At 59.0% G+C, this 23,414-nt stretch carries 23 protein-coding genes; 18 read left to right on the forward strand and 5 right to left on the reverse strand.

Translation table 11 applies throughout. The features are described 5' to 3' along the window. Nucleotides 1-149: 149 nt before the first annotated feature. From lsrR to ACQUTP_RS20805, 3 genes are all read left to right on the forward strand, one after another. Nucleotides 150-1,121 (forward strand): transcriptional regulator LsrR, encoded by a 972-nt coding sequence (gene lsrR, locus ACQUTP_RS20795; RefSeq protein ID WP_004206105.1) that lies wholly within the window; start codon nucleotides 150-152, stop codon nucleotides 1,119-1,121. A gap of 37 nt (nucleotides 1,122-1,158) precedes the next feature. Further along, the gene (gene lsrK, locus ACQUTP_RS20800) at nucleotides 1,159-2,757 is read left to right on the forward strand and encodes an autoinducer-2 kinase (protein WP_102006757.1); all 1,599 of its coding nucleotides are present in this window, start codon (nucleotides 1,159-1,161) and stop codon (nucleotides 2,755-2,757) included. Nucleotides 2,758-3,267: 510 nt separating this feature from the next. Then, nucleotides 3,268-5,289: an NADPH-dependent 2,4-dienoyl-CoA reductase gene (locus tag ACQUTP_RS20805; protein ID WP_032456644.1), complete on the forward strand. Its 2,022-nt coding sequence runs from the start codon at nucleotides 3,268-3,270 to the stop codon at nucleotides 5,287-5,289. Between the two features lie 107 nt (nucleotides 5,290-5,396). On the opposite strand, the gene rlmG is transcribed toward ACQUTP_RS20805, so the two are convergent. Next, nucleotides 5,397-6,527 carry a 23S rRNA (guanine(1835)-N(2))-methyltransferase RlmG gene (rlmG, locus tag ACQUTP_RS20810; RefSeq protein ID WP_032456645.1) on the reverse strand — a complete coding sequence of 377 codons (1,131 nt, stop codon included), beginning with the start codon at nucleotides 6,525-6,527 and terminating at the stop codon, nucleotides 5,397-5,399. An 85-nt stretch (nucleotides 6,528-6,612) separates the two neighbouring features. After that, nucleotides 6,613-7,320 carry a B3/B4 domain-containing protein gene (locus ACQUTP_RS20815; protein ID WP_049093394.1) on the reverse strand — a complete coding sequence of 236 codons (708 nt, stop codon included), beginning with the start codon at nucleotides 7,318-7,320 and terminating at the stop codon, nucleotides 6,613-6,615. Between the two features lie 43 nt (nucleotides 7,321-7,363). On the opposite strand from ACQUTP_RS20815, the gene ACQUTP_RS20820 reads away from it, so the two are divergent. The 5 genes from ACQUTP_RS20820 (at nucleotide 7,364) to sstT (ending at nucleotide 12,308) form a co-directional block, all read left to right on the forward strand. Next, a complete protein-coding gene (locus ACQUTP_RS20820; RefSeq protein WP_064178188.1) occupies nucleotides 7,364-7,966 on the forward strand; it encodes a helix-turn-helix domain-containing protein in 603 nt (200 codons plus the stop codon). A 19-nt stretch (nucleotides 7,967-7,985) separates the two neighbouring features. Further along, nucleotides 7,986-8,486: a M48 metallopeptidase family protein gene (locus ACQUTP_RS20825; RefSeq protein WP_222690077.1), complete on the forward strand. Its 501-nt coding sequence runs from the start codon at nucleotides 7,986-7,988 to the stop codon at nucleotides 8,484-8,486. 73 nt (nucleotides 8,487-8,559) lie between these two features. Next, nucleotides 8,560-9,549: a Gfo/Idh/MocA family protein gene (locus ACQUTP_RS20830; protein WP_285755843.1), complete on the forward strand. Its 990-nt coding sequence runs from the start codon at nucleotides 8,560-8,562 to the stop codon at nucleotides 9,547-9,549. Between the two features lie 272 nt (nucleotides 9,550-9,821). Further along, nucleotides 9,822-10,793, forward strand: a complete 972-nt coding sequence (locus ACQUTP_RS20835; RefSeq protein WP_004188496.1) for a TerC family protein — start codon at nucleotides 9,822-9,824, stop codon at nucleotides 10,791-10,793. A 267-nt stretch (nucleotides 10,794-11,060) separates the two neighbouring features. Further along, a complete protein-coding gene (gene sstT / locus ACQUTP_RS20840; protein WP_004206115.1) occupies nucleotides 11,061-12,308 on the forward strand; it encodes a serine/threonine transporter SstT in 1,248 nt (415 codons plus the stop codon). Between the two features lie 15 nt (nucleotides 12,309-12,323). Here sstT and ACQUTP_RS20845 read toward each other — a convergent pair whose 3' ends face one another. From ACQUTP_RS20845 to uxaC, 3 genes are all read right to left on the reverse strand, one after another. Further along, nucleotides 12,324-12,878 (reverse strand): YgjV family protein, encoded by a 555-nt coding sequence (locus ACQUTP_RS20845; RefSeq protein WP_004206116.1) that lies wholly within the window; start codon nucleotides 12,876-12,878, stop codon nucleotides 12,324-12,326. A 129-nt stretch (nucleotides 12,879-13,007) separates the two neighbouring features. Further along, entirely contained in the window at nucleotides 13,008-14,495 is a 1,488-nt protein-coding gene (locus tag ACQUTP_RS20850; RefSeq protein ID WP_017900666.1) for a UxaA family hydrolase, read from the reverse strand. An 18-nt stretch (nucleotides 14,496-14,513) separates the two neighbouring features. Next, a complete protein-coding gene (gene uxaC, locus ACQUTP_RS20855) occupies nucleotides 14,514-15,926 on the reverse strand; it encodes a glucuronate isomerase (RefSeq protein ID WP_004206118.1) in 1,413 nt (470 codons plus the stop codon). A 480-nt stretch (nucleotides 15,927-16,406) separates the two neighbouring features. Here uxaC and ACQUTP_RS20860 point away from each other — a divergent pair, with 480 nt between their 5' ends. From ACQUTP_RS20860 to ACQUTP_RS20905, 10 genes are all read left to right on the forward strand, one after another. Next, nucleotides 16,407-17,708, forward strand: a complete 1,302-nt coding sequence (locus ACQUTP_RS20860) for an MFS transporter (protein ID WP_094309204.1) — start codon at nucleotides 16,407-16,409, stop codon at nucleotides 17,706-17,708. Nucleotides 17,709-17,838: 130 nt separating this feature from the next. After that, on the forward strand, nucleotides 17,839-18,615 hold the full coding sequence (exuR, locus tag ACQUTP_RS20865; RefSeq protein ID WP_004206120.1) for a transcriptional regulator ExuR: 777 nt from the start codon (nucleotides 17,839-17,841) through the stop codon (nucleotides 18,613-18,615). Nucleotides 18,616-18,956: 341 nt separating this feature from the next. After that, nucleotides 18,957-19,619 carry a DedA family general envelope maintenance protein YqjA gene (gene yqjA / locus ACQUTP_RS20870; RefSeq protein WP_004206121.1) on the forward strand — a complete coding sequence of 221 codons (663 nt, stop codon included), beginning with the start codon at nucleotides 18,957-18,959 and terminating at the stop codon, nucleotides 19,617-19,619. An 8-nt stretch (nucleotides 19,620-19,627) separates the two neighbouring features. After that, complete coding sequence (gene mzrA, locus ACQUTP_RS20875) at nucleotides 19,628-20,005, forward strand: EnvZ/OmpR regulon moderator MzrA (RefSeq protein ID WP_072096611.1); 378 nt, start codon at nucleotides 19,628-19,630, stop codon at nucleotides 20,003-20,005. Between the two features lie 149 nt (nucleotides 20,006-20,154). Continuing rightward, complete coding sequence (locus ACQUTP_RS20880; protein WP_004206124.1) at nucleotides 20,155-20,523, forward strand: DUF1090 domain-containing protein; 369 nt, start codon at nucleotides 20,155-20,157, stop codon at nucleotides 20,521-20,523. A gap of 45 nt (nucleotides 20,524-20,568) precedes the next feature. After that, nucleotides 20,569-20,874 carry a DUF883 family protein gene (locus ACQUTP_RS20885; RefSeq protein ID WP_002917916.1) on the forward strand — a complete coding sequence of 102 codons (306 nt, stop codon included), beginning with the start codon at nucleotides 20,569-20,571 and terminating at the stop codon, nucleotides 20,872-20,874. A 2-nt stretch (nucleotides 20,875-20,876) separates the two neighbouring features. Then, the gene (locus ACQUTP_RS20890) at nucleotides 20,877-21,275 is read left to right on the forward strand and encodes a phage holin family protein (protein ID WP_023291093.1); all 399 of its coding nucleotides are present in this window, start codon (nucleotides 20,877-20,879) and stop codon (nucleotides 21,273-21,275) included. Further along, nucleotides 21,272-21,568, forward strand: coding sequence for a YqjK-like family protein (locus tag ACQUTP_RS20895; protein WP_017900664.1), 297 nt, complete (start codon nucleotides 21,272-21,274; stop codon nucleotides 21,566-21,568). Before ACQUTP_RS20890 ends, ACQUTP_RS20895 begins: the two co-directional genes overlap by 4 nt. A gap of 351 nt (nucleotides 21,569-21,919) precedes the next feature. Next, the gene (locus tag ACQUTP_RS20900) at nucleotides 21,920-22,312 is read left to right on the forward strand and encodes a DoxX family protein (RefSeq protein ID WP_002917920.1); all 393 of its coding nucleotides are present in this window, start codon (nucleotides 21,920-21,922) and stop codon (nucleotides 22,310-22,312) included. A 76-nt stretch (nucleotides 22,313-22,388) separates the two neighbouring features. Further along, nucleotides 22,389-23,375 carry a glutathione S-transferase family protein gene (locus ACQUTP_RS20905; RefSeq protein WP_064178183.1) on the forward strand — a complete coding sequence of 329 codons (987 nt, stop codon included), beginning with the start codon at nucleotides 22,389-22,391 and terminating at the stop codon, nucleotides 23,373-23,375. Nucleotides 23,376-23,414: the final 39 nt, after the last annotated feature.

The following is a 23,414-nucleotide window of genomic DNA, read 5'->3' on the forward strand; positions in this document are numbered from 1 at the left end:
TTTACAACCGTGCGAAGATCACAGTTTGGCGCTTTAGATCGTCCGGAAAAAAGCGGCCAGAGATGAAAGATCCGTTTTGCCAGTCGGCTCACACTTTCCGGCCGCGCAATAGCGAACATATGATCTAAATTTTTATAAGAGTTCAATTTATGAGCGAAAAACGCATTACGGAAGACCATCGCTACGCCGGGCTGGCGTTAGCCGAGGAAGAGCTGGTGGCGCGGGTGGCGTGGTGTTACTACCACGACGGCCTGACGCAAAACGACATCGGCGAGCGTTTGGGGCTGCCGCGGCTGAAGATTTCCCGCCTGCTGGAGAAAGGCCGCCAGTCCGGGGTGATCCGCGTGCAGATCAACTCGCGCTATGAGGGCTGTCTGGCGCTGGAAAGTGAACTGCAGCAGCGCTTTGGCCTCAAGATTGCCCGTGTGCTGCCGGCGCTCAACACCCCGCCGATGAATACCCGGCTGGGGATCGGTGCCGCGCAGTCGCTGATGGGCATTCTGCAACCGGGACAGCTGCTGGCGGTCGGCTTCGGCGAAGCCACCATGAGCTGCCTGCAGCATCTCAGCGGCTTTATCGGCTCGCAGCAGGTGCGACTGGTCACTCTCTCCGGCGGCGTCGGCCCCTATATGACCGGCATCGGCCAACTGGATGCCGCCTGCAGCGTCAGTATTATTCCGGCGCCGCTGCGGGTCTCGTCGGCGGAGGTCGCTGAGATCCTGCGCCGCGAATCCAGCGTGCGCGATGTGATGCTGGCGGCGACGGCGGCGGACGCGGCGGTGGTTGGCATTGGCGCTATCGATCAGCGGCGCGACGCGACCATTCTGCGCTCCGGCTATATCAGCGAGGGCGAACAGCTGATGTACGCCCGCAAAGGGGCGGTCGGCGACATTTTAGGTTATTTCCTGCAGGCCGACGGCCGGCCGGTAGAAGGACTGGAGATCCATCGGGAACTGCTCGGCGTGACCCTTGATGAGCTGGCGCAGCTGCCGACCATCGTAGGCGTCGCCGGGGGAGAACAAAAAGCGCAGGCGATTCATGCCGCTCTGATTGGCAAGCGCATTAATGGCCTGGTAACGGAAGAGACAACAGCACGCGCGGTGCTCGCACTGGCCTCCTGACGGCCCGGCGCCGCGCGACAACAGTGAGGCGCATGTCATGAGTTACCTGTTAGCGTTAGATGCCGGGACCGGCAGCATACGGGCGGTCATTTTCGATCTTAATGGCCGCCAGCTGGCGGTGGGCCAGGCCGAATGGAAACACCTGAGCGTCGATAACGTCCCCGGCTCGATGGAGTTCGACCTTACCACCAACTGGCAGCTGGCCTGCCAGTGCATTCGCCAGGCGCTCGACGCCGCCCGGCTCTCTGCCGCCGATATTCAGTCCGTCGCCTGCTGTTCGATGCGCGAAGGGATCGTCCTTTATGACCGCAACGGCGAGGCCATCTGGGCCTGCGCCAACGTTGATGCCCGCGCCAGCCGCGAAGTGGCGGAGCTTAAGGAGATCCACGACTATCGTTTTGAATCCGAGGTGTACGAGGTCTCCGGGCAAACGCTGGCGCTCAGCGCCATGCCACGCCTGCTGTGGCTGGCGCACCATCGTCCCGATATCTACCGCAAGGCGGCGACTATCACCATGATCAGCGACTGGCTGGCGGCGAAGCTTTCCGGCGAGCTGGCGGTCGACCCGTCAAACGCAGGCACCACCGGCATGCTCGATCTGTTCAGCCGCGACTGGCGTCCGGCGCTGCTGGATATGGCCGGGCTGCGCGCCGATATGCTCTCGCCGGTGAAAGAGACCGGCACGCTGCTGGGCGCCGTCACCGAAGCAGCAGCCCAGCAGAGCGGCCTGCGCGTCGGGACGCCGGTGGTGATGGGCGGCGGCGACGTGCAGCTCGGCTGCCTCGGGCTCGGGGTGGTACGCGCCGGGCAAAGCGCGGTACTCGGCGGCACTTTCTGGCAGCAGGTGGTCAATCTGCCGCAGGTGCGCACCGACCCGCAGATGAATATCCGCGTCAATCCTCACGTGATCCCCGGCATGGCGCAGGCGGAATCGATCAGTTTCTTTACCGGACTGACCATGCGCTGGTTCCGCGACGCCTTCTGCGCTGAAGAAAAGCTGATTGCCGAGCGTCTCGGCGTCGATGCCTATGCGCTGCTGGAGGAGATGGCCAGCCGCGTACCCGCCGGTTCCCACGGCGTGATGCCTATTTTTTCCGACGCCATGCACTTTAAGCAGTGGTACCACGCTGCGCCATCGTTTATTAACCTCTCCATCGATCCGGAGAAGTGCAATAAAGCCACCCTGTTCCGGGCCCTGGAGGAGAACGCGGCGATTGTCTCCGCCTGCAACCTGGCGCAGATTTCGCAGTTTTCCGGGGTGACTTTCGACAGCCTGGTGTTTGCCGGCGGCGGTTCGAAGGGAGCGCTGTGGAGCCAGATCCTCAGCGACGTCACCGGCCTGCCGGTGCGGGTGCCGGTGGTCCGCGAAGCCACTGCCCTCGGCTGCGCCATTGCCGCCGGCGCTGGCGCCGGGCTGTACGGCGATATGGCCAGCGCTGGAGAAAAGTTAGTGAGCTGGCACCGCGAATTCAGCCCTAATCCGCAGCATCGCGAGCTTTATCAGGAGATGATGAGTAAATGGCAGTCGGTGTATGCCGATCAGCTTGGTCTTGTCGATAGCGGGCTGACAACATCGATGTGGCAGGCGCCGGGTCTGGAACGCCGCCAGCGCGTTGCGTCTTCCCCCTCACCCTAACCCGGTGGGAGAGGGAACCGTCCGGCGCTGGCCTGAATATCGGTGCCCGTCTTCGCCCTCACCCTAACCCTCTCCCGGAGGGAGAGGGAACCGTCTGGCGCTGGCCTGGATATCGGTGCCCGTCTTCGCCCTCACCCTAACCCTCTCCCGGCGGGAGAAGGAACCGTCTGGCGCTGGCCTGAATATCGGTGCCCGTCTTCGCCCTCACCCTAACCCTCTCCCGGCGGGAGAGGGAACCGTCCGGCGCTGGCCTGGATATCGGTGCCCGTCTTCGCCCTCACCCTAACCCTCTCCCGGTGGGAGAGGGAACCGTCCGGCGCAGGCCTGAATACCAGTGCTGGTCCGCCTTTCTCCCTCTCCCTTTGGGAGAGGGCCGGGGTGAGGGGCAACGCTTCGCCGTTCTTTGAATCCCATCACAATCACCGCACTCCCCTTTTCCCTTTTTCTCCACGACGGCTAAATTAGTAACTCATCCGACCACATAACAATAATTTTACATTGGAAGCCATTATGAGCCGCTATCCGTCGCTTTTCGCCCCGCTTGAGCTGGGCTTCACCACCCTTAAAAACCGCGTGTTGATGGGCTCCATGCATACCGGTCTGGAAGAACTGCCCGACGGCGCGCAGCGGTTAGCGGCCTTTTACGCCGAGCGCGCGCGTCACGGCGTGGCGCTGATCGTCACCGGCGGCATCGCTCCCGCCCCGTCCGGGGTGACCATGGCCGGCGGCGCGGTGCTCAACGATGCCAGCCATCTGGCGCATCATCGCCAGATCACCGACGCGGTACATCAGGAAGGCGGTAAAATCGCCCTGCAGATCCTGCACACCGGGCGCTACAGCTACCAGCCCGCGCTGGTCGCCCCTTCGCCTCTGCAGGCGCCGATAAACCGGTTCACCCCTCATGAGCTGAGCCACGACGAGATCCTCACGCTGATCGATGATTTTGCCCACTGCGCCCAGCTGGCGCGGGAAGCGGGCTATGACGGCGTCGAGGTGATGGGCTCTGAGGGCTATCTGATTAACGAATTCCTCGCCGCGCGCACTAACCAGCGCAGCGATCAATGGGGCGGCGATTACGCGCGCCGTATGCGATTCGCCGTTGAAGTGGTCAAGGCCGTGCGCCAGCGCGCCGGTCACGATTTCATTATCATCTACCGCCTATCGATGCTCGATCTGGTCAACGACGGCAGCACGCTGGCGGAAGTCACTGAACTGGCCAAAGCGATTGAAGCGGCGGGAGCGACCATCATCAACACCGGGATCGGCTGGCACGAAGCGCGCATTCCAACCATCGCCACGCCGGTACCGCGCGGCGCCTTTAGCTGGGTCACCCGCAAGCTGAAAGGCGCGGTGTCGATCCCGCTGATCACCACCAACCGCATCAACGATCCGCAGGTCGCGGAGGATATTCTCGCCCGCGGCGATGCCGATATGGTATCGATGGCCCGCCCGTTCCTCGCCGACGCCGAATTTATGTCAAAAGCGCAGAACGATCGTGCCGATCAGATCAACACCTGCATCGGCTGCAACCAGGCGTGTCTCGATCGGATCTTCGTCGGCAAAGTCACCTCCTGTCTGGTCAACCCGCGCGCCTGTCATGAAACCCTGATGCCGGTCCTGCCTGCCAACGCGCCTAAACGGCTGGCGGTGGTCGGCGCCGGGCCGGCCGGTCTGGCCTTTGCCGTTAACGCCGCCGCCCGTGGCCATCAGGTCACGTTGTTCGATGCGCTGCCGGAGATCGGCGGCCAGTTTAATATCGCCAAACAGATCCCTGGCAAAGAGGAGTTCCACGAGACGCTGCGTTACTACCGCACCATGCTCGATCTTAACGGCGTCGATCTGCGCCTGAACACCCGCGTTACGGCAGATGATCTGCTGGCTTTCGATGAGACGATCCTCGCCACCGGTATCGCCCCGCGCCTGCCGGCGATCGCCGGGATCGATCATCCCAAGGTGCTCAGCTACCTGGATGTCTTGCGCGACAAAGCGCCGGTTGGCGCGAAGGTGGCGATCATCGGCTGCGGCGGCATCGGCTTCGACACCGCGATGTACCTAAGCCAGTCGGGCGTGGCCACCAGCCAGGATATCGGCGAGTTCTGTCGCGAATGGGGTATCGATACCAGCCTGCAAACGGCGGGAGGGCTGCGTCCTGAAGGCCCGCAGCTGAGTCAAAGCCCGCGACAGATTGTGATGCTGCAGCGCAAAGCGAGCAAACCGGGCGAAGGGCTCGGCAAAACCACCGGCTGGATCCATCGCGCGACGCTGCTGGCGCGCGGCGTGAAAATGATCCCGGCGGTCAGCTATGAGAAGATCGATGATGAGGGGTTACATGTGACTATCGGCGGCGAACGCCAGCTGCTGGCGGTGGATCATGTGATTGTCTGCGCCGGTCAGGAGCCGCGCCGCGAGCTGGCGGAACCGCTGCGCGCGGCAGGGAAAACGGTGCATTTGATCGGCGGCTGCGACGTGGCGGCGGAGCTGGATGCGCGCCGGGCGATTGCCCAGGGCACGAAGCTGGCGCTGACGATTTAGCCGTGTCCCGGGGGCGGCGCGATGCGCCTTCCCCGGGCTACCACGATAATCCCGCACGCTAGCCCGGCTAAGGCGACAGCCGCAAGCCGGGTAAACTGCGACAAGCATCAGCGCTGCTTACGCACCTTGGTCGCTTTCAAAATGACGAACTTATTGTTCGTCGCAATCGTCGTGCAATTACCAAACGCGCGCTTCAGCTTACGGAAGTAATCGAGGTGGCGGTTGCCGACGACGTACAGCTCGCCGCCGTATTTCAGGCTGCGGCGGGCGTCGTTAAACATCTGCCAGGCAATATGGTCGGTAATGGCGTGCTGCTGATGGAACGGCGGATTGCACAGGATCGCCGTAAAGCGGTCCGGCTCAATGCCGGAGAGCGAGTTGTTGACCATAAATTCACAGCGGTCGATATCGTCCGGCAGGTTGTGCTCGACGTTCAACCGGCTGGAAGCCACCGCCATGTGCGACTCATCGGTGAACATGACCCGCGCGTTCGGGTTCTGCGCCAGCGCCTGCAGGCCAATCACCCCGTTGCCGCAGCCGAGATCGGCGATCTCGCCTTCTAAATTAGACGGTAAATGCTGCAGGAAGAAGCGCGCGCCGATATCCAGACCGCTGCGGGCAAAAACGTTGGCATGGTTGTGGATGGTCCACGGCGTGCCGTCCAGCTTCCAGCTGTAGGTTTGCGGCGCATCGGCCAGCTCAGGGGCGGTGAAAACGCAGTGGATCAGACGCGCTTTTTTCCATGCCAGCGAGGTGGTGGTGGTGCCGAGGATCTTTTCAAACAGCGCCAGCGTCGAGTTATGCACATCGCGGGCTTTCGCTGCGGCGATAATGCGGGTTTCCGGCGTCACCACTGCGCGCAGGGCGCGCAGTTGCTGTTCCAGCAGCGCCAGCTGCTTTGGCACCTTAATCAGCACCAGCGCCGGCGCGGCCGGCAGCGGGCTCAGGCTATCCTGAAAGCGCACGCTCTCTTCATCAATGCCGTTCATCCGCAGGTTGTGGCGGGTCGCCAGCTCGGAAATAAAGGAATCGTTGATGCTGACGGGGTTGCGCTCCGCCAGCGCGCAGGCGAGCGCGCCGAAGCCGTCGTTGAAGATGAGCGTCAGGCCGTCGACGTCATTCACCTGTTGCAGCAGATATTCATCCGCCGCTTCCCACGCCTGAAGCGCTTCTTCTTCAGCGTTAGGTGGGAACCGCTCTAATGTGAATAACTCACCGTTTAACTCTGCCTGGCTCATCGCCTCTCCGCCTCCGGAATAGTAAAACCCGCGAGTTTATACGCAAATCCTGTCCAGTTGAAGAGAGATCGCTGATCATCGCCGCTCAGCGTAGATCGCCCTCGCCATCGGCTTGCAGCAGCGTTATCGACGCGCGGGCACCGGGCATCAGCTGCTGCAGATAGCCTACCAGCCGCTCTCCCGCCTCTTGCAGGGCCGACAACGGCATCGCCGGCAGGCTTTCGAGAATAAACCACATCGTCTGCGCGCCGCTGTCCAGCCGGGTACGTACGCCCTGTCGCCAGTTCCAGCGTCGGCAGGTTACGCCTATATCATCCCGCCAGATGACTTCGCCCGGCTCCGGATATTCCACCACCGGCTCTGCCGATTTTAGCGTATCGAATGGCTCATCGCCGCGGGCAATGGCCAGCCGCGGTTCGCCACGGTAGGCGGCCAGATTTTCCCCACCGACCGGGACGGCATAGCGAATGCTGATCGCGTTGTAGATATCCACTACCGGATCGATGGCCGGCAGGCTCCCCTCTTTCAGCACCCGCTTGCGCAGCGCCTGCGCCGAACAGGGGGTACGTTTCGCCTTCGCGCCGAAGGCGCTGAAGGCTTCATCCCATGCCGCCAGGTGCGCTTGCGCCCAGGGCACATCATCCTGCTGCACCGCCTGGCAGGCCTCGGCCAGCGCCTGCTCCGCGATGGCGGGGTTGGCCACCGGCGCACTCTCCACCACAATACTTAATGCCCGAAAGCCCGGCGCCAGGCGGCTGACCGCAGATTCGATTGACGGCGTTACGCTACGCATTCGATAATCCTGTAATGACCAATTTGTTTCATCATAGTGACCAATGAACGTAAAAGTCAATATAACGACCGATTCAGGAGCTGATGTCGACCAGGTAAGTCGCGCCGTCGCCACGCGGTTGAAGGCCTACCGTAAAGCGAAAAAAATGTCGCTGGACGAGCTATCGCGCCGGGCCAGCATCAGCAAAGGTATGCTGGTCGAGATGGAAAAAGAGGCCGCCAACCCCAGCATTGCGATCCTCTGCAAACTCGCCGCCGCGCTGGGCGTTTCGGTGGCGGATATTGTCAATGTGGCAAGCGAACCCGCGTTGCATATTATTCCCGCCGAGCAGATCCCCACCCTCTGGCAAGGCCCGCTGGGAGGCAGCGCCAGGCTTCTCGCCGGCACCGCCGGGCCGAATATGATTGAGCTGTGGCGCTGGGAGATGCAGCCCGGCGAAGCCTTTACCTCGCCCGGCCACCCGGCGACGACCTTCGAGCTGCTGCACGTGGAAGCCGGCGCGCTGACGCTGACGCTTGGCGAGACCTGCCGCACGGTGGCGGTCGGAGAATCCGCGGTGGCCCGTACCGAAACAGAGCACGGGTACCGGAATGCGGGACCCGCGCCGCTGGTCTTTACCATGACCGTGGCTGAACTGCCCTCCTGACAGACATAATGATAAGACGATGACAAAACTCATTTATTTACAGGGCTATCCTGAATCGCTGCTGGCGCAGGTGACCACGTTAATCGAGCAAGACCGCCTCGGCGAGGTGCTGCAAAAGCGCTATCCGCAAGGGCACGACGTTAACAGCGATAAAGCGCTATATCAGTACACCCAGGACTTGAAAAACCGCTTTCTGCGCGCCGCGGCGCCGATCAACAAAGTGATGTATGACAGTAAGATCCACGTGCTGAACAATGCGCTCGGCCTGCATACCGCCATTTCCCGCGTTCAGGGCGGCAAGCTGAAAGCCAAAGCGGAGATCCGCGTGGCGACGGTATTTCGCGACGCGCCGGAGGCCTTTCTGCGCATGATCGTGGTTCATGAGCTGGCGCATCTGAAAGAGAAGGATCACAACAAGGCTTTCTATCAGCTGTGCTGCCATATGGAGCCGCAATACCACCAGCTGGAGTTCGACACCCGCCTGTGGCTGACGCACCTTTCGTTGAAGCGTTCTGCGTAGTCACGCACTGGTTTTGTCATGGGGGCATGATAGAGTGGCGACAGGTTCCCTTTAATGGAGTTCGTCACCGTTTATGATAAGTTTCGCAGTTGTTGGCACAAACTGGATCACTAAGCAGTTTGTCGATGCCGCCCATGAAACCGGCAAATATAAACTTTCCGCCATCTACTCCCGCAGCCTCGAACAGGCGCAAGCCTTCGCCAATGACTATCCGGTCGAGCATCTGTATACCTCGCTGGAGGCGCTGGCGCAAAGCGACGCCATTGATGCGGTGTATATCGCCAGCCCGAACTCCCTGCACTTCCCGCAGACGCGGCTGTTCCTGAGCCACAAGAAGCACGTCATTTGCGAAAAACCGCTGGCGTCGAATCTACAGGAGGTCGAGGCGGCCATCGCGGTGGCGAAAGCCAACCACGTGGTGCTGTTTGAAGCCTTCAAAACAGCCAGCCTGCCCAACTTTCTGCTGCTGAAGGAAACCCTCGGCAAAGTGGGTAAACTGCGTAAAGCCTTCATTAACTACTGCCAGTACTCTTCGCGCTACCAGCGCTACCTCGACGGCGAAAACCCCAACACCTTTAATCCGGCGTTCTCCAACGGTTCGATTATGGATATCGGCTTCTATTGCCTGGCGTCCGCTGTGGCGCTGTGGGGCGAACCGCGGGCCGTTCATGCCACCGCCAGCCTGCTGGACAGCGGCGTGGACGCCCAGGGCACCGTGGTGCTGAGCTATGACGACTTCGACGTGACGCTGCATCACTCCAAGGTGAGCGACTCGGCGATCCCCAGCGAAATTCAGGGGGAAGAGGGGGTACTGGTGATCGAAAAAATCTCCGAGTGCCAGAAGCTGGCGTTTGTGCCGCGCGGCGGCAAAGCCCAGGACCTGACGCAGCCGCAGCATATCAATACTATGCTGTATGAGGCGGAGACCTTCGCGCGGCTGGTGGAAACAGAGGATGTCGACCACCCGGGCCTGGCTGTGAGCCGTATCACGGCGAAACTGTCGAGCGAAATTCGTCGCCAGACCGGGGTGATCTTCCCGGCCGATACGCAGCCGCTGGCGTAAAAGAGTGTAAAGGCCCGTCTGGCCGCCATTGACGAAAACCGCCTCGTGACATATTTTGTTACGAGCAAAGGGGAGTAACTTCCTTGCCGGCCGATCGTCATTACGATGCGTGTAATACCGCATCCGGTCGCCGGGCAATCACCAAAGCCCATCGCGATGAACTTTGGTTGTTGTAAGTGAGACCTTGCCGGAAGGCGAGGTCTATGCATAAAAGCGCAGCGGCTGCCGTCTTCCGACGTCAGCCGTTTTTGTTTTTATGTAAGGAATATCAAATGAATACTGTCGGCACGCCGTTGCTATGGGGTGGATTCGCTGTCGTCGTCGCGATCATGTTGGCGATCGACCTGCTGCTTCAGGGACGACGCGGTTCGCATAGCATGACCATGAAGCAGGCCGCTGGCTGGTCTATCCTCTGGGTCACACTTTCTCTGTTGTTCAACGCCGCGTTCTGGTGGTATCTGGTGCAAACCCAGGGCCGCGCCGTCGCCGATCCGCAGGCCCTGGCCTTCCTCACCGGTTATCTGATTGAAAAAGCGCTGGCGGTCGATAACGTCTTCGTCTGGCTGATGCTGTTCAGCTACTTCGCCGTGCCGCCTGCTCTGCAGCGCCGGGTGCTGGTGTATGGCGTCCTCGGGGCGATTGTTCTGCGCACCATTATGATCTTCGCCGGCAGCTGGCTTATCTCCCAGTTCGACTGGCTGTTGTACGTCTTCGGCGCCTTCCTGCTGTTTACCGGCGTGAAGATGGCGCTGGCGAAAGAGGATGATTCCGGCATCGGCGACAAACCGCTGGTGCGCTGGATCCGCAGCCATCTGCGAATGACCGATAAAATCGAGAGCGAGCGCTTCTTCACCCGTAAAAACGGGGTGCTGTTCGCCACGCCGCTGCTGCTGGTGTTGATTCTGGTCGAGCTGAGCGATGTGATATTCGCCGTCGACAGTATCCCGGCGATCTTCGCGGTCACCACCGACCCGTTTATCGTGCTGACCTCGAACCTGTTTGCCATTCTCGGCCTGCGCGCCATGTACTTCCTGCTGGCGGGGGTCGCTGAGCGCTTCTCGATGCTCAAATATGGCCTGTCGGTGATCCTGGTGTTTATTGGCGTGAAGATGCTGATCGTCGACTTCTACCATATCCCGGTCGCCATCTCGCTGGGGGTCGTGGGCGGCATCCTGACCGTCACGCTGTTGATTAACGCCTGGGTCAACAAGCAGCACGACAAGCAGCGCAAACTGCCTGAATAACCTGCCTGGCGCGCCGTCGGCTCCCGCTGGCGGCGCGGTAATCGGCTATAGCAGACCTTCTCATAACGAGAATGCCTGCTCATGTCACAATTATGTTACTGCGTGGTTAAAAAATAAGATCCAGATTAAAATCACAGTATTTTACGCTTCCCGCCAGGCTTTCTTTCCGTATACTCGGCTATGCAAACATCTATTTACATCCTGACATAAACGTAACAAATAATACGTGGCTGGGATGGCTTGCTACATCACTGGAAGGAATGAATTATGACAACACGCACTCCCCCATCAGGGTGGCTCTCCCGCCTGGCGCAAGGCAGCCTGGTGAAACAAATTTTAATCGGCCTGGTGCTTGGCGTGCTGCTGGCGCTGGTGTCTAAGCCAGCGGCTATCGCCGTCGGCCTGCTGGGGACCCTGTTCGTCGGCGCGTTAAAGGCGGTAGCGCCGGTGCTGGTATTGATGCTCGTCATGGCCTCGATCGCCAACCATCAGCACGGACAAAAAACCAGTATTCGCCCTATTCTGTTTCTCTATCTGCTGGGCACCTTTAGCGCGGCGCTGACTGCGGTGTTGTTCAGTTTTCTCTTTCCGTCGACTCTGCACTTAACCACCGCCGCCGACAGCATCACGCCGCCGTCGGGGATTGTTGAGGTGCTGCGTAGTCTGCTGATGAGCATGGTGTCCAACCCGGTCGACGCCCTGCTGAACGCCAACTATATCGGTATTCTGGTGTGGGCAGTGGGGCTTGGCTTCGCCCTGCGCCATGGTAACGACACCACGAAAAACCTGATCAACGATATCTCCCACGCGGTGACCTTTATCGTTAAAGTGGTGATCCGCTTTGCGCCACTGGGGATCTTCGGCCTGGTCTCTTCCACCCTGGCGACCACCGGTTTTGAAACGCTGTGGGGCTACGCCCAGCTGCTGCTGGTACTGGTGGGCTGTATGCTGCTGGTGGCGCTGGTGATTAACCCGCTGCTGGTGTTCTGGAAGATTCGCCGTAACCCCTATCCGCTGGTGCTGACTTGCCTGCGCGAAAGCGGCGTCTACGCGTTTTTCACCCGCAGCTCCGCCGCCAATATTCCGGTGAATATGGCGCTATGCGAGAAGCTGAACCTGGATCGCGATACCTATTCGGTCTCCATTCCGCTGGGGGCGACCATCAATATGGCGGGCGCGGCAATCACGATTACCGTGCTGACGCTGGCGGCGGTCCATACGCTGAACATTCCGGTGGATCTGCCGACGGCGCTGTTGCTGAGCGTGGTCGCTTCGCTGTGCGCCTGCGGCGCCTCCGGCGTGGCGGGCGGTTCGCTGCTGCTGATCCCGCTGGCCTGTAATATGTTTGGTATTCCGAACGATGTGGCGATGCAGGTGGTTGCCGTCGGCTTTATCATCGGCGTGCTGCAGGATTCCTGCGAAACCGCGCTGAACTCCTCCACCGACGCCCTGTTTACCGCCGCCGCCTGCATGGCGGAAGACGACCAGCTGGCGAAAAACGCCCTGCGCAGTTAATGCCTTTCCCCTCCGCTACCGCGCGGAGGGGCTCTCTTCCTGCACCGCGTTTTCAACCCTGAACGGATCGATACCCCGCTTTTGCATCCGGCGGAAGCGAATGATATTCAGGCCGTTGACGATCAGGAAGCTGCCTTCAATCAGCGTCCCGCCAATCGAACCCAGCCACAGGTTATGCGTCACCCAGCAGGCGGTGGAACACCACATCACGCAGCGGACGGTCAGCCCTTTACAGCGAAACAGCGCCCAGGTGCTGGCGACAGTGCCAATAATCGGCAGCAGCTCCATAGCATGCTGCAGCTTGCCAAGGCCGAGGATCAACGTCAGCAGGATAAAGACTGTCATCACCCACAGGCTGCGGGTGCGCAGGGAAATGACCGTGCGGAGCGCATTAAGCCCGGCGCTCATCCCGGCAGGCGCGGCGCCCATCAGGAAAAAATGGACGCCGATAACGGCGCTATAGACCGCCAGCTGAAGCCTGAAGCGACGTTCGTCGCGGTTGATAAAGGTGGTAATGCCGATAAGAAAGGCGATGACGCCGACGCCCTGAGCCAGCCAATACGCGGTCATGAAAGCTCCCTGAGAGAAAAAACAAACGGCGCTTCACAGGCTGAAACGCCGCTGCTGCTTACCCGATTACGCTGCGCTATCAGGCCAATGCGCGATCAACGCCGCCCGGGCGCCAATATGAATGCGCCTTTACAGGGTAACACCGCTTTTAAAGATGGCCAGCTCGCGGAAGTCATTCTGCTCATTACAGGTCGGTTTGCCGTTGGCGAAAGCCACAATGGTATCCACGAACTCCTCCAGCAGCTGTGGCATCGCTTTGCCGTGGATCAGCTGTCCGGCATCGAAGTCGATCCAGTGCTTTTTCTTTGCCGCCAGCTCGCTGTTGGTGGCGATCTTCACCGTCGGCACAAAGCCGCCGTACGGCGTGCCGCGGCCGGTGCTGAACAGCACCATATGGCAGCCGGCGCCGGCCAGCGCGCTGGTGGCGACGGCATCATTGCCTGGCGCGCTCAGCAAGTTCAAACCATGAACTTTCAGACGTTCGCCGTAGCGCAGGACATCCACGACCTGGCTGGAGCCCGCTTTCTGGGTACAGCCCAGCGACTTATCCTCGAGGGTGGTGATCCCCCCAGCCTTGTTGCCCGGCGAGGGGTTTTCGTAAATAGGCTGGTCGTGCGCGATAAAGTACTGCTTAAAGTCATTGACCATAGTCACCAGCTTGTCGAAGGTCGCTTCGTCGCGGCAGTGGCTCATCAGCAGCTGTTCAGCGCCGAACATCTCCGGCACTTCGGTCAGCACGGTGGTGCCGCCGTTGGCGATCACGTAGTCTGAGAAGCGCCCCAGCATCGGGTTGGCGGTAATGCCGGACAGGCCGTCAGACCCGCCGCACTCGAGGCCAAACTTCAGCTCGCTCAGCTTACCCGGCTGACGTTTATCCTGACGCATCACGTCATACAGCTGGTGGAGATGCGCCACTCCCGCCTCCACTTCATCGTCCTGATGCTGACAAACCATAAAGTGCACGCGCTGCGGATCATACTCGCCCAGCGTTTCGCGAAAGGCCTCCACCTGGTTGTTTTCACAGCCAAGGCCCACCACCAGCACCGCCCCGGCGTTCGGATGGCGAACCATATTCTGCAGCATGGTGCGGGTATTGAGGTGATCGTCCCCGAGCTGCGAGCAGCCATAGGTATGGCTGAAGAGATGCACCCCATCGATGTCCTCCGCGCCGTTTGCCTCTTTCAGAAAACGGTTCTGCATCTGGCGGGCCATGGCGTTGACGCAGCCGACGGTCGGCAGGATCCACAGCTCATTGCGCACGCCGACGTCGCCATTGGCGCGACGATAAATCTGCACTTCGCGATCCGCTGGCTGCGGCGGTTGGGCAACCTGTTCCGGTTGATAGCGATACGCGTCAAGGTCGCTGAGATTGGTGCGCGTATTGTGCGCATGGACATGCTCGCCCGGCGCGATATCCGCCAGCGCATGGCCAATCGGCAGCCCATACTTAACGACGTTTTCCCCTTTCGCGATAGCGCGCAGTGCAAACTTGTGTCCGCGAACGATATCCTGACCGAGGGTGACCGGGTCATTGTCGATCGTCACCACGCTACCGGCCGTCATATCCGCCAGCGCGACCGCGACGTTATCCTGCGAATGGATTTTGATGTATTGCATATCAACCGACCTCTGGTCTTAGTTCAGTTCAATGGCGAAATAGTCACGCGCATTGTTAAAGCAAATGTTTTTCACCATCTCGCCCAGCAGCGCGATATCCGCAGGCGCTTCGCCGGCGGTCACCCAACGGCCGATCATCTGGCACAGAATGCGGCGGAAGTATTCGTGGCGCGTGTAGGAGAGGAAGCTGCGGCTGTCGGTCAGCATCCCGACAAAGCGGCTCAGCAGGCCGAGCTGCGCCAGCTGGGTCATCTGCCGCTCCATGCCGTCTTTCTGATCGTTGAACCACCAGCCGGAGCCGAACTGCATCTTGCCCGGCATCCCTTCGCCCTGGAAGTTACCGATCATGGTGCCCAGCACTTCGTTATCGCGCGGGTTCAGGCAGTAGAGAATGGTTTTCGGCAGCAGGTTCTCTTCGTTCTGCTTGCTCAGCAGCTTAGACAGCTCTTCAGCCATCGGGCGATCGTTGATCGAGTCAAAGCCAACGTCCGGGCCTAACAGTTTGAACTGACGCAGGTTGTTATTGCGCAGCGCGCCGATGTGGTACTGCTGCACCCAGCCGCGACGAGCATACTCTGCGCCGAGGAACACCAGCACCGCGGTTTTGAACTGCGCCACTTCGCGTTCGCTAAGGGTTTCACCAGCCAGGCGACGCGCCAGAATGGCGTCCAGCTCGGCGTCGGTCGCTTCCGCAAACAGCACTACGTCCAGGGCGTGGTCGGAGACTTTGCAACCGTGAGCGGCAAAGTGGTCCAGACGTTTGGTCAGCGCGCTTTGCAGGTCCGCAAAACGGCGAATATCAGTGTCGGACACTTCACCCAGCTTAGCCATATAGTCATTGAAGGTCGCCTGCTCGATGTTGAACGCTTTATCCGGGCGCCAGCTCGGCAACACCTTGATATCAAATGAAGTGTCTTTGGCGACAACCGCATGGTGTTCCAGGGAATCAATCGGATCGTCGGTGGTGCCGACCATCTTCACGTTCATCTGCTTCATGATCCCGCGGGCGGAGAAGGCGTCCTGCGCCAGTAACGCATTGCACTGTTCCCAGATCTCATCGGCGGTGGAAGGTGACAGCAGCTTACCTGTAATACCAAATGGGCGACGCAGCTCTAAATGGGTCCAGTGGTATAACGGGTTGCCAATCGTGTGAGGCACGGTGGCTGCCCAGGCGTCAAATTTCTCGCGATCGGAGGCATCCCCGGTACACAGACGCTCCGGCACGCCGTTAGTGCGCATCGCGCGCCATTTGTAGTGATCGCCTTTCAGCCAGATGTCATACAGATTTTTGAAACGATAATTTTCGGCAACCTGCTGCGGCGGAAGGTGGCAATGGTAGTCGAAAATAGGCTGATCTTTCGCGTAATCGTGGTACAGGCGGCGGGCAAATTCGCTATCGAGTAGAAAATCTTCGGTCATAAACGGTGTCATTCGTGTGTCCTCTTCGCTCCGGAACAGGAGCCTTTCAGATGATTGACTACAATGCTGACAAAGTTATCACACCAATTTCCACAGACCGAACTGTTTTTCGTGAGTTAGATCAATAAACGCTGATAAAAAAAACCGCCTGTCCGCGGCAAACGTCTCGCCAGGGCGCGCCGTATCTGGCTTTCCTCGCCAGTCATAAAGACCACACTAACTTTCCCACTTTTGTGACAGCACTCAACTTTTAAAGTTGTATGACAAGTTATCTTTCTGCCGTCGCAACATATAAACCGACGGAATGCTTTACCGGTGTTGATGGCATCGGCTTATACGGAATGGATACCGACTTTTTACATAACAACTGATGGTAAGGTTCGGGCCAGAGGGGACCGCCCTCCTGAACCCTCCGTTTCGCTTTCCCGACCGCGTATCGCCGTCAGGAGAGGCCGCACCTGGTGCGGAGAAATTACAGACGATGAGGTTTACATGCGTAAAATTAAAGGGTTACGTTGGTACATGATCGCACTGGTGACGCTGGGCACCGTGCTGGGCTACCTGACCCGTAACACCGTGGCGGCGGCCGCGCCGACGCTGATGGAAGAGTTACACATTTCGACCCAACAGTACTCCTATATCATTGCAGCCTATTCCGCTGCCTATACCGTCATGCAGCCTGTCGCAGGCTATATCCTTGATATTCTGGGGACTAAAGTCGGCTATGCCTTCTTCGCTATCGCCTGGGCGATATTCTGTGGCTCGACCGCCCTCGCCGGCAGCTGGGGTGGCCTGGCGCTGGCCCGCGGCGCGGTGGGCGCGGCGGAAGCGGCGATGATCCCCGCCGGGCTGAAAGCCAGCTCCGAATGGTTCCCGGCGAAAGAGCGCTCAATCGCGGTGGGCTACTTCAACGTGGGTTCCTCTATCGGCGCCATGATCGCGCCGCCGCTGGTGGTGTGGGCGATTGTCATGCACAGCTGGCAGATGGCGTTCATTATCTCCGGGGTGCTGAGCTTCGCCTGGGCCATCGCCTGGCTGATCTTCTACAAACACCCGCGCGATCAGAAGAAATTATCTGACGAAGAACGCGACTACATCATTGGCGGCCAGGAGTCTCAACACCAGACCAATAACGCGAAGAAAATGTCGCCGTGGCAGATCCTGCGCAACCGTCAGTTCTGGGGTATCGCCCTGCCGCGTTTTCTCGCCGAGCCGGCCTGGGGTACCTTTAACGCCTGGATCCCGCTGTTCATGTTTAAGGTTTACGGCTTTAACCTGAAAGAGATCGCCATGTTCGCCTGGATGCCGATGCTGTTCGCCGACCTCGGCTGCATCGTCGGTGGATACCTGCCGCCGCTGTTCCAGCGCTGGTTCGGCGTCAATCTGATCGTGTCGCGTAAAATGGTGGTCACCATGGGCGCCCTGCTGATGATTGGCCCGGGGATGATCGGCCTGTTCACCAGCCCGTACGTGGCGATTGCCCTGCTGTGCATCGGCGGGTTCGCTCACCAGGCGCTGTCCGGGGCGTTGATTACCCTCTCTTCCGACGTCTTTGGCCGTAACGAAGTCGCTACCGCCAACGGTCTGACCGGGATGGCCGCCTGGCTGGCGAGCACCATGTTCGCCCTGGTCGTCGGCGCGCTGGCAGACACCATCGGCTTCAGCCCGCTGTTTGCCGTACTGGCGGTCTTTGACCTGCTGGGCGCGCTGGTCATCTGGACGGTGCTGAAAAACAAACCGGCTGACGATGACACGCCGCCGCTTAGCAGCCGCAAACCGGCCACCCAGAGTTAGAGACGCTTATGCTGAGGTGATCGCCTGCCAAGCCGCCTTCTCAGGCGGCTTTTTCATCCCTGCCAGTGGTGGAAATCGCGTAAAAGTGGTATAACAAATCGAATATTGTCGCCATCTTGCGGGAGCGAATATGGAAATCATTGAACCACGCCGTCTTTATCAGCAGCTTGCCGCTGAGCTGAAGACGCGCATCGAACAAGGTGTCTACCTTGTAGGGGATAAGCTGCCCGCCGAGCGCTTTATCGCCGATGAAAAAAACGTTAGCCGTACCGTGGTTCGTGAAGCCATTATCATGCTGGAAGTGGAAGGGTATGTCGAAGTCCGCAAAGGGTCGGGCATTCACGTTATCTCTAACCATCCGAAATACCAGCAAGTGGCCGATGAAAGCCTTGAGTTCGCCAACTATGGCCCCTTTGAGCTGCTGCAGGCGCGGCAGCTTATTGAAAGCAATATCGCCGAATTCGCGGCCACTCAGGTGACCAAGCAGGACATCATGAAGCTGATGGAGATTCAGGAGAAAGCGCGCAACGAGAAGTGTTTCCGCGACTCCGAGTGGGATCTGCAGTTTCATGTCCAGGTGGCGCTGGCCACGCAGAATAGCGCCCTGGCGGCGATCGTGGAAAAAATGTGGACCCAGCGCGTGCATAACCCGTACTGGAAAAAGCTGCATGAGCATATTGACCTGCGCACCGTCGATAACTGGTGCGACGACCACGATCAGATCCTGAAGGCGCTGCTGCGAAAAGATCCGAACGCCGCCAAACTGGCGATGTGGCAGCATCTGGAAAATACCAAGCAAATGCTGTTTAACGAAACCAGCGACGACTTTGAATTTAATGCCGATCGCTACTTATTTGCCGAAAACCCGGTGGTTCATCTCGATACGGCGGCCAACGGCGCGAAATAAGCCTTTATCCCCCCGGCGCGCGGCCCCTGCGCGCCTGTTCCCCAGGCAGGCTGAGGTAAGCAAAACATATATAGTGTCAGCCTGTGTAAATCCTCTCGCCTCACATCGCCGCAATCAGCAAAATCAACGAGCAACACCTTGCAATTTCTCTGACGGAAAGTCAGGCGATTTGTTACAATTAGATGCATTTTGCCGTTCTGGGAGTAGGTATTGACTTACTTCAGTTTTATACAGGGAAGCGTTCAGAGCGCCGAAGCAGCGACCATAATCTCATAAAAATCTTGTCGCCCTACATGCCACGCGCTCAGACGTGCCGTTAACCGATGTACCAGGAATCGTGAATGGAACTATTAACCCAGTTATTGAATGCCTTGTGGGCTCAGGATTACGAAACGCTCGCGAATCCCTCCATGATTGGCATGCTGTATTTTGTCTTGTTTATGATTTTGTTCCTTGAGAACGGGTTACTGCCTGCCGCGTTTTTGCCGGGGGACAGCCTGCTTGTGCTCGTGGGCGTGCTGATCGCCAAAGGGGCGATGGGCTTTCCGGAAACGTTGCTGCTGCTCACCGCCGCCGCCAGCCTCGGCTGCTGGCTGAGCTATATCCAGGGGCGCTGGCTAGGCAACACACGGATCGTGCAAAACTGGCTGTCGCATCTGCCCTCTCACTATCATCAGCGCGCGCATCACCTGTTTCATAAGCATGGCCTCTCCGCGCTGCTGATCGGCCGCTTCATCGCCTTCGTGCGCACGCTGCTGCCGACCATCGCCGGGCTTTCCGGTCTCAATAACGCCCGCTTTCAGTTCTTTAACTGGATGAGCGGCCTGCTGTGGGTGCTCATCCTGACCTCGCTGGGCTATCTGCTGGGCAAAACCCCGGTATTCCTTAAGTATGAAGATCAGCTGATGTCCTGCCTGATGCTCCTGCCGGTTGCGCTGTTGGTCTTCGGACTGATCGGCTCGCTGGTGGTGCTGTGGAAGAAAAAATACAGAAGCCGGGGCTGATGATGGTCATAAAACGCCCTTCCCTGCGCCAGCTCAGCTGGCTGCTGGGTGGCTCTCTTTTGCTCTGCGCGCTGTTCTGGCTCTGGCTGGCGGTGCAGCAGCAGGAGGCCACGCTGGCGATCCGTCCGGTTGGCCAGGGCGTCAGTATGCCGGATGGTTTCTCCGTCTGGCATCACCTCGACGCTAACGGTATCCGCTTCAAGAGCATTACGCCGCAAAAGGATGGCCTGCTGATTAAGTTTGATTCCACCGCCCAGGGCGCGGCGGCGAAAGAGGTTCTCGGTCGCGCTCTGCCACATGGTTATATTATCGCCTTGCTGGAGGACGATAACTCGCCCACCGCCTGGTTATCCCGCCTGCGCGACGCGCCGCATCGGCTCGGGTAAACGGCCGTCAGACTGCGTTTTCAACGCAGTCTGGTGGTTTCCCGCATTTGTTACTATGCTTAAACCTGCGTGAATCAACGCATTCACGTTTACCAACGGGAACGGGTTTATCCTCCGGGTATACCCTAAGACAATGGAAGGTACTATCCATGAAACACCGCATCGCTCTGCTTCTGGCCCTGTCTTCACTTAGCGCCAGCGCCATAGCCGCCTCTCCCTGCCAGGAAAAAGAGCAGGATATTCAGCGAGAGATCAGCTATGCCGAAAAGCATCACAATCAAAGTCGCATTGATGGGCTAAATACCGCGCTACGTCAGGTACGGGAGAACTGCAGCGACAGTAAACTCAAAGCCGATCATCAGCAAAAAATTGCCAAACAGCGGGAAGAGATCGCTGAACGTCAGCGCGATCTGCAGGAAGCCCGGAAGAAAGGCGATGCGGACAAAATCAACAAACGCCAGCATAAACTCAATGAAGCGCAACAGGAGTTGAAAACGCTGGAGTCTCGGGATTACTAATCACCATTAACTTTCGCAATACGGACCACGCTACAGGAGAACGACATGGCTAAAGAGAATGTGACTGACGACCTTCGTGCAGAACTGAAAACGCTGGCGGACACCCTGGAGGAAGTACTGAATTCCTCGGCGGACAAGTCGAAAGAAGAGATGGGTAAACTGCGCAGTAAAGCGGAGAGCGCGCTGAAAGAGAGCCGCGCCCGCCTGGGTGAGACCAGCGAAGCGATTTTGCGTCAAACTCGTGAGACCGCCGCGCGAGCGGATGATTATGTTCGCGAAAATCCGTGGACTGGGGTCGGGATTGGCGCCGCCGTCGGGCTGGTGCTGGGTGTCCTGCTGTCGCGTCGCTGATTATGGCGAATACACAACACACGCAGGGGCCGGGTCAGCGCGTCTTCTCCATTGGCCAGCGTATCGTTACGCTGCTGGTCGAAATGGTGGAAACAAGGCTGCGCCTGGTCGTCGTGGAGCTGGAGGAGGAGAAAGCCAACCTCTTCCAGTTGCTGATCATGACCGGACTGACGCTGCTGTTTGCCGCGTTTGGCCTCATGAGTCTGCTGGTGCTGGTTATCTGGGCCGTTGACGCTCAGTACCGCCTGCACGTCATGATCGCCACGACCGTCGTGCTGCTACTCGCCGCCGCGATTGTCGGAATCCTTACCTTACGTAAGGCGCGACGCTCCACACTGCTGCGCCTGACCCGAAGAGAGCTGGAGAACGACCGTGCCCTTCTGGAGGAAGATAAACCATGAATGGCCGACAGGAGCGTGAACGGCAAAAGGCGCAACTGCTGCGCCAGATCCAGCAGCAACGGCTGGAGCTGAGCGCCTGTCGCCGCCACTGGCTGGATGCGACTGCGCCCTTAGACCGAGGCTGGCATACGCTGCTCAGTTTACGTTCGTGGCTGATGGTAGGCAGCGGTCTGATGGCCGTGTGGTCCGTACGGCACCCGCATTTTTTAATGCGCTGGACCAAACGCGGACTGGGTTTATGGAGTACCTGGCGGCTGGTCCGCGGGATCCTGCGCCAGTCGACAGTCCGCTAGCCGCCCGGAGCGCGGGCGCTTTTCCCGGCGTCCCGCTCTGCCACTTCCCCGCCCGATACGCAACGCCGTTCGTAACAGCTTGCCTCCTGGCCGCCATCCGCGGTCAGCCAGTCCTCTTACCCGCCTGGCCAGGCCTATACCAGGAGCGGTAGTGATCCATCGCGTTCAGGAATCTTTCGCCCCCCCTCTTGCCGATTACTCAGAAACTTTGAACTAGATCTACAGTTTTCCTTGCTAACAATTCCCTCTCCGCCTCGCTACTATCCTCTCCATCGACAGCAACACCGTGTAACTACGCGGGATTGCGCTAAAAAACAAAACCGCCGCCCTTTGGGTTTTCTGGAGTAAGAAATGAAAAAATTAGAAGATGTTGGTGTACTGGTAGCGCGCATTCTGATGCCGATTCTGTTTATCACTGCAGGATGGGGCAAAATCACCGGTTATGCGGGAACCCAGCAGTATATGGAAGCCATGGGCGTACCGGGTGCGCTGCTGCCGCTGACCATCCTCCTTGAATTCGGCGGCGGACTGGCGATTCTGTTCGGTTTCCTGACCCGGACCACCGCGCTGTTCACCGCAGGCTTTACCCTGTTGACCGCGTTCCTGTTCCACAGCAACTTTGCGGAAGGCGTGAACTCCCTGATGTTCATGAAAAACCTGACCATCGCTGGCGGTTACCTGCTGCTGGCCATTACCGGACCGGGCGCATTCAGCATCGACCGTGTACTGAATAAGAAATGGTAAGCGCACTATACTGAATGAAAAAAGCGAGGAGACCACTCCTCGCTTTTGCTATCTGAAGTCAGAAGGAGGAACAAAGATGGGACAATTAGTCGACGGCGTCTGGCAGGATACCTGGTATGACACAAAATCCACCGGTGGGCGTTTTAAGCGTTCCGTTTCCGCCTTCCGTAACTGGCTCACCGCCGATGGCGCGGCCGGCCCGAGTGGCGAAGGGGGATTTGCGGCGGAAAAAGATCGCTATCATCTGTACGTCTCTCTCGCCTGCCCGTGGGCGCATCGCACGTTAATTATGCGTAAGCTGAAAGGACTGGAGCCCTTTCTTCCTGTCTCCGTGGTCCATCCGCTGATGCTGGAAAACGGCTGGACCTTTGACGACAGCTTCCCGGAAGCCACCGGTGACAACCTTTATCAGCACGATTTTCTCTATCAGCTGTATCTGCACGCCGACCCGCACTACACCGGCCGCGTCACCGTCCCGGTACTCTGGGATAAAAAACAGCAGACCATCGTCAGCAATGAGTCGGCAGAAATCATCCGTATGTTTAATACCGCCTTCGATGGCCTGGGCGCCAGAGCCGGGGATTACTACCCGCCGGCGCTGCGGGAACAAATTGATGAGCTGAACGGCTGGATCTACGACAACGTCAATAACGGCGTGTATAAAGCCGGCTTTGCCACCAGTCAGCAGGCTTACGACGAAGCGGTGGATGCGGTGTTTACCTCACTGGAGCGGCTGGAGCAGATCCTCGGTCAGCATCGTTACCTGACGGGCAATCAGCTGACGGAAGCGGATATTCGCCTGTGGACGACGCTGGTACGCTTCGACCCGGTGTATGTGACCCATTTTAAATGCGACAAACGACGCATCAGCGATTATCTCAATCTCTACGGTTTCCTGCGCGACATCTACCAGATGCCGGGTATCGCGGAGACGGTGAGTCTTCCGCATATTCGTCACCACTATTACCGCAGCCATAAAACCATTAACCCTACCGGCATCATCTCCATTGGGCCGCAGCAGGATCTCAGCGAACCGCACGGTCGCGACCAGCGCTTCCGTTGATCCGTCGGGCGCCAGTGATGGCGCCCAATAATTCATAAA

Source organism: Klebsiella sp. 2-CIP_Kleb. (assembly GCF_050378715.1).
Lineage (GTDB): Bacteria > Pseudomonadota > Gammaproteobacteria > Enterobacterales > Enterobacteriaceae > Klebsiella > Klebsiella quasipneumoniae.

Excerpts from the sequence above, each read along its gene's own strand:
- rlmG (WP_032456645.1), bottom strand. The coding sequence starts at position 6,527 with ATGAGCCAGGCAGAGTTAAACGGTGAGTTATTCACATTAGAGCGGTTC.
- ACQUTP_RS20890 (WP_023291093.1), top strand. The coding sequence starts at position 20,877 with ATGGCGAATACACAACACACGCAGGGGCCGGGTCAGCGCGTCTTCTCC.
- ACQUTP_RS20835 (WP_004188496.1), top strand. The coding sequence starts at position 9,822 with ATGAATACTGTCGGCACGCCGTTGCTATGGGGTGGATTCGCTGTCGTC.
- ACQUTP_RS20830 (WP_285755843.1), top strand. The coding sequence starts at position 8,560 with ATGATAAGTTTCGCAGTTGTTGGCACAAACTGGATCACTAAGCAGTTT.
- ACQUTP_RS20820 (WP_064178188.1), top strand. The coding sequence starts at position 7,364 with ATGAACGTAAAAGTCAATATAACGACCGATTCAGGAGCTGATGTCGAC.
- ACQUTP_RS20860 (WP_094309204.1), top strand. The coding sequence starts at position 16,407 with ATGCGTAAAATTAAAGGGTTACGTTGGTACATGATCGCACTGGTGACG.
- sstT (WP_004206115.1), top strand. The coding sequence starts at position 11,061 with ATGACAACACGCACTCCCCCATCAGGGTGGCTCTCCCGCCTGGCGCAA.
- ACQUTP_RS20805 (WP_032456644.1), top strand. The coding sequence starts at position 3,268 with ATGAGCCGCTATCCGTCGCTTTTCGCCCCGCTTGAGCTGGGCTTCACC.
- uxaC (WP_004206118.1), bottom strand. The coding sequence starts at position 15,926 with ATGACACCGTTTATGACCGAAGATTTTCTACTCGATAGCGAATTTGCC.
- yqjA (WP_004206121.1), top strand. The coding sequence starts at position 18,957 with ATGGAACTATTAACCCAGTTATTGAATGCCTTGTGGGCTCAGGATTAC.
- ACQUTP_RS20825 (WP_222690077.1), top strand. The coding sequence starts at position 7,986 with ATGACAAAACTCATTTATTTACAGGGCTATCCTGAATCGCTGCTGGCG.
- lsrR (WP_004206105.1), top strand. The coding sequence starts at position 150 with ATGAGCGAAAAACGCATTACGGAAGACCATCGCTACGCCGGGCTGGCG.
- ACQUTP_RS20900 (WP_002917920.1), top strand. The coding sequence starts at position 21,920 with ATGAAAAAATTAGAAGATGTTGGTGTACTGGTAGCGCGCATTCTGATG.
- exuR (WP_004206120.1), top strand. The coding sequence starts at position 17,839 with ATGGAAATCATTGAACCACGCCGTCTTTATCAGCAGCTTGCCGCTGAG.
- ACQUTP_RS20845 (WP_004206116.1), bottom strand. The coding sequence starts at position 12,878 with ATGACCGCGTATTGGCTGGCTCAGGGCGTCGGCGTCATCGCCTTTCTT.
- ACQUTP_RS20885 (WP_002917916.1), top strand. The coding sequence starts at position 20,569 with ATGGCTAAAGAGAATGTGACTGACGACCTTCGTGCAGAACTGAAAACG.
- ACQUTP_RS20905 (WP_064178183.1), top strand. The coding sequence starts at position 22,389 with ATGGGACAATTAGTCGACGGCGTCTGGCAGGATACCTGGTATGACACA.
- ACQUTP_RS20850 (WP_017900666.1), bottom strand. The coding sequence starts at position 14,495 with ATGCAATACATCAAAATCCATTCGCAGGATAACGTCGCGGTCGCGCTG.
- ACQUTP_RS20895 (WP_017900664.1), top strand. The coding sequence starts at position 21,272 with ATGAATGGCCGACAGGAGCGTGAACGGCAAAAGGCGCAACTGCTGCGC.
- ACQUTP_RS20880 (WP_004206124.1), top strand. The coding sequence starts at position 20,155 with ATGAAACACCGCATCGCTCTGCTTCTGGCCCTGTCTTCACTTAGCGCC.
- lsrK (WP_102006757.1), top strand. The coding sequence starts at position 1,159 with ATGAGTTACCTGTTAGCGTTAGATGCCGGGACCGGCAGCATACGGGCG.
- ACQUTP_RS20815 (WP_049093394.1), bottom strand. The coding sequence starts at position 7,320 with ATGCGTAGCGTAACGCCGTCAATCGAATCTGCGGTCAGCCGCCTGGCG.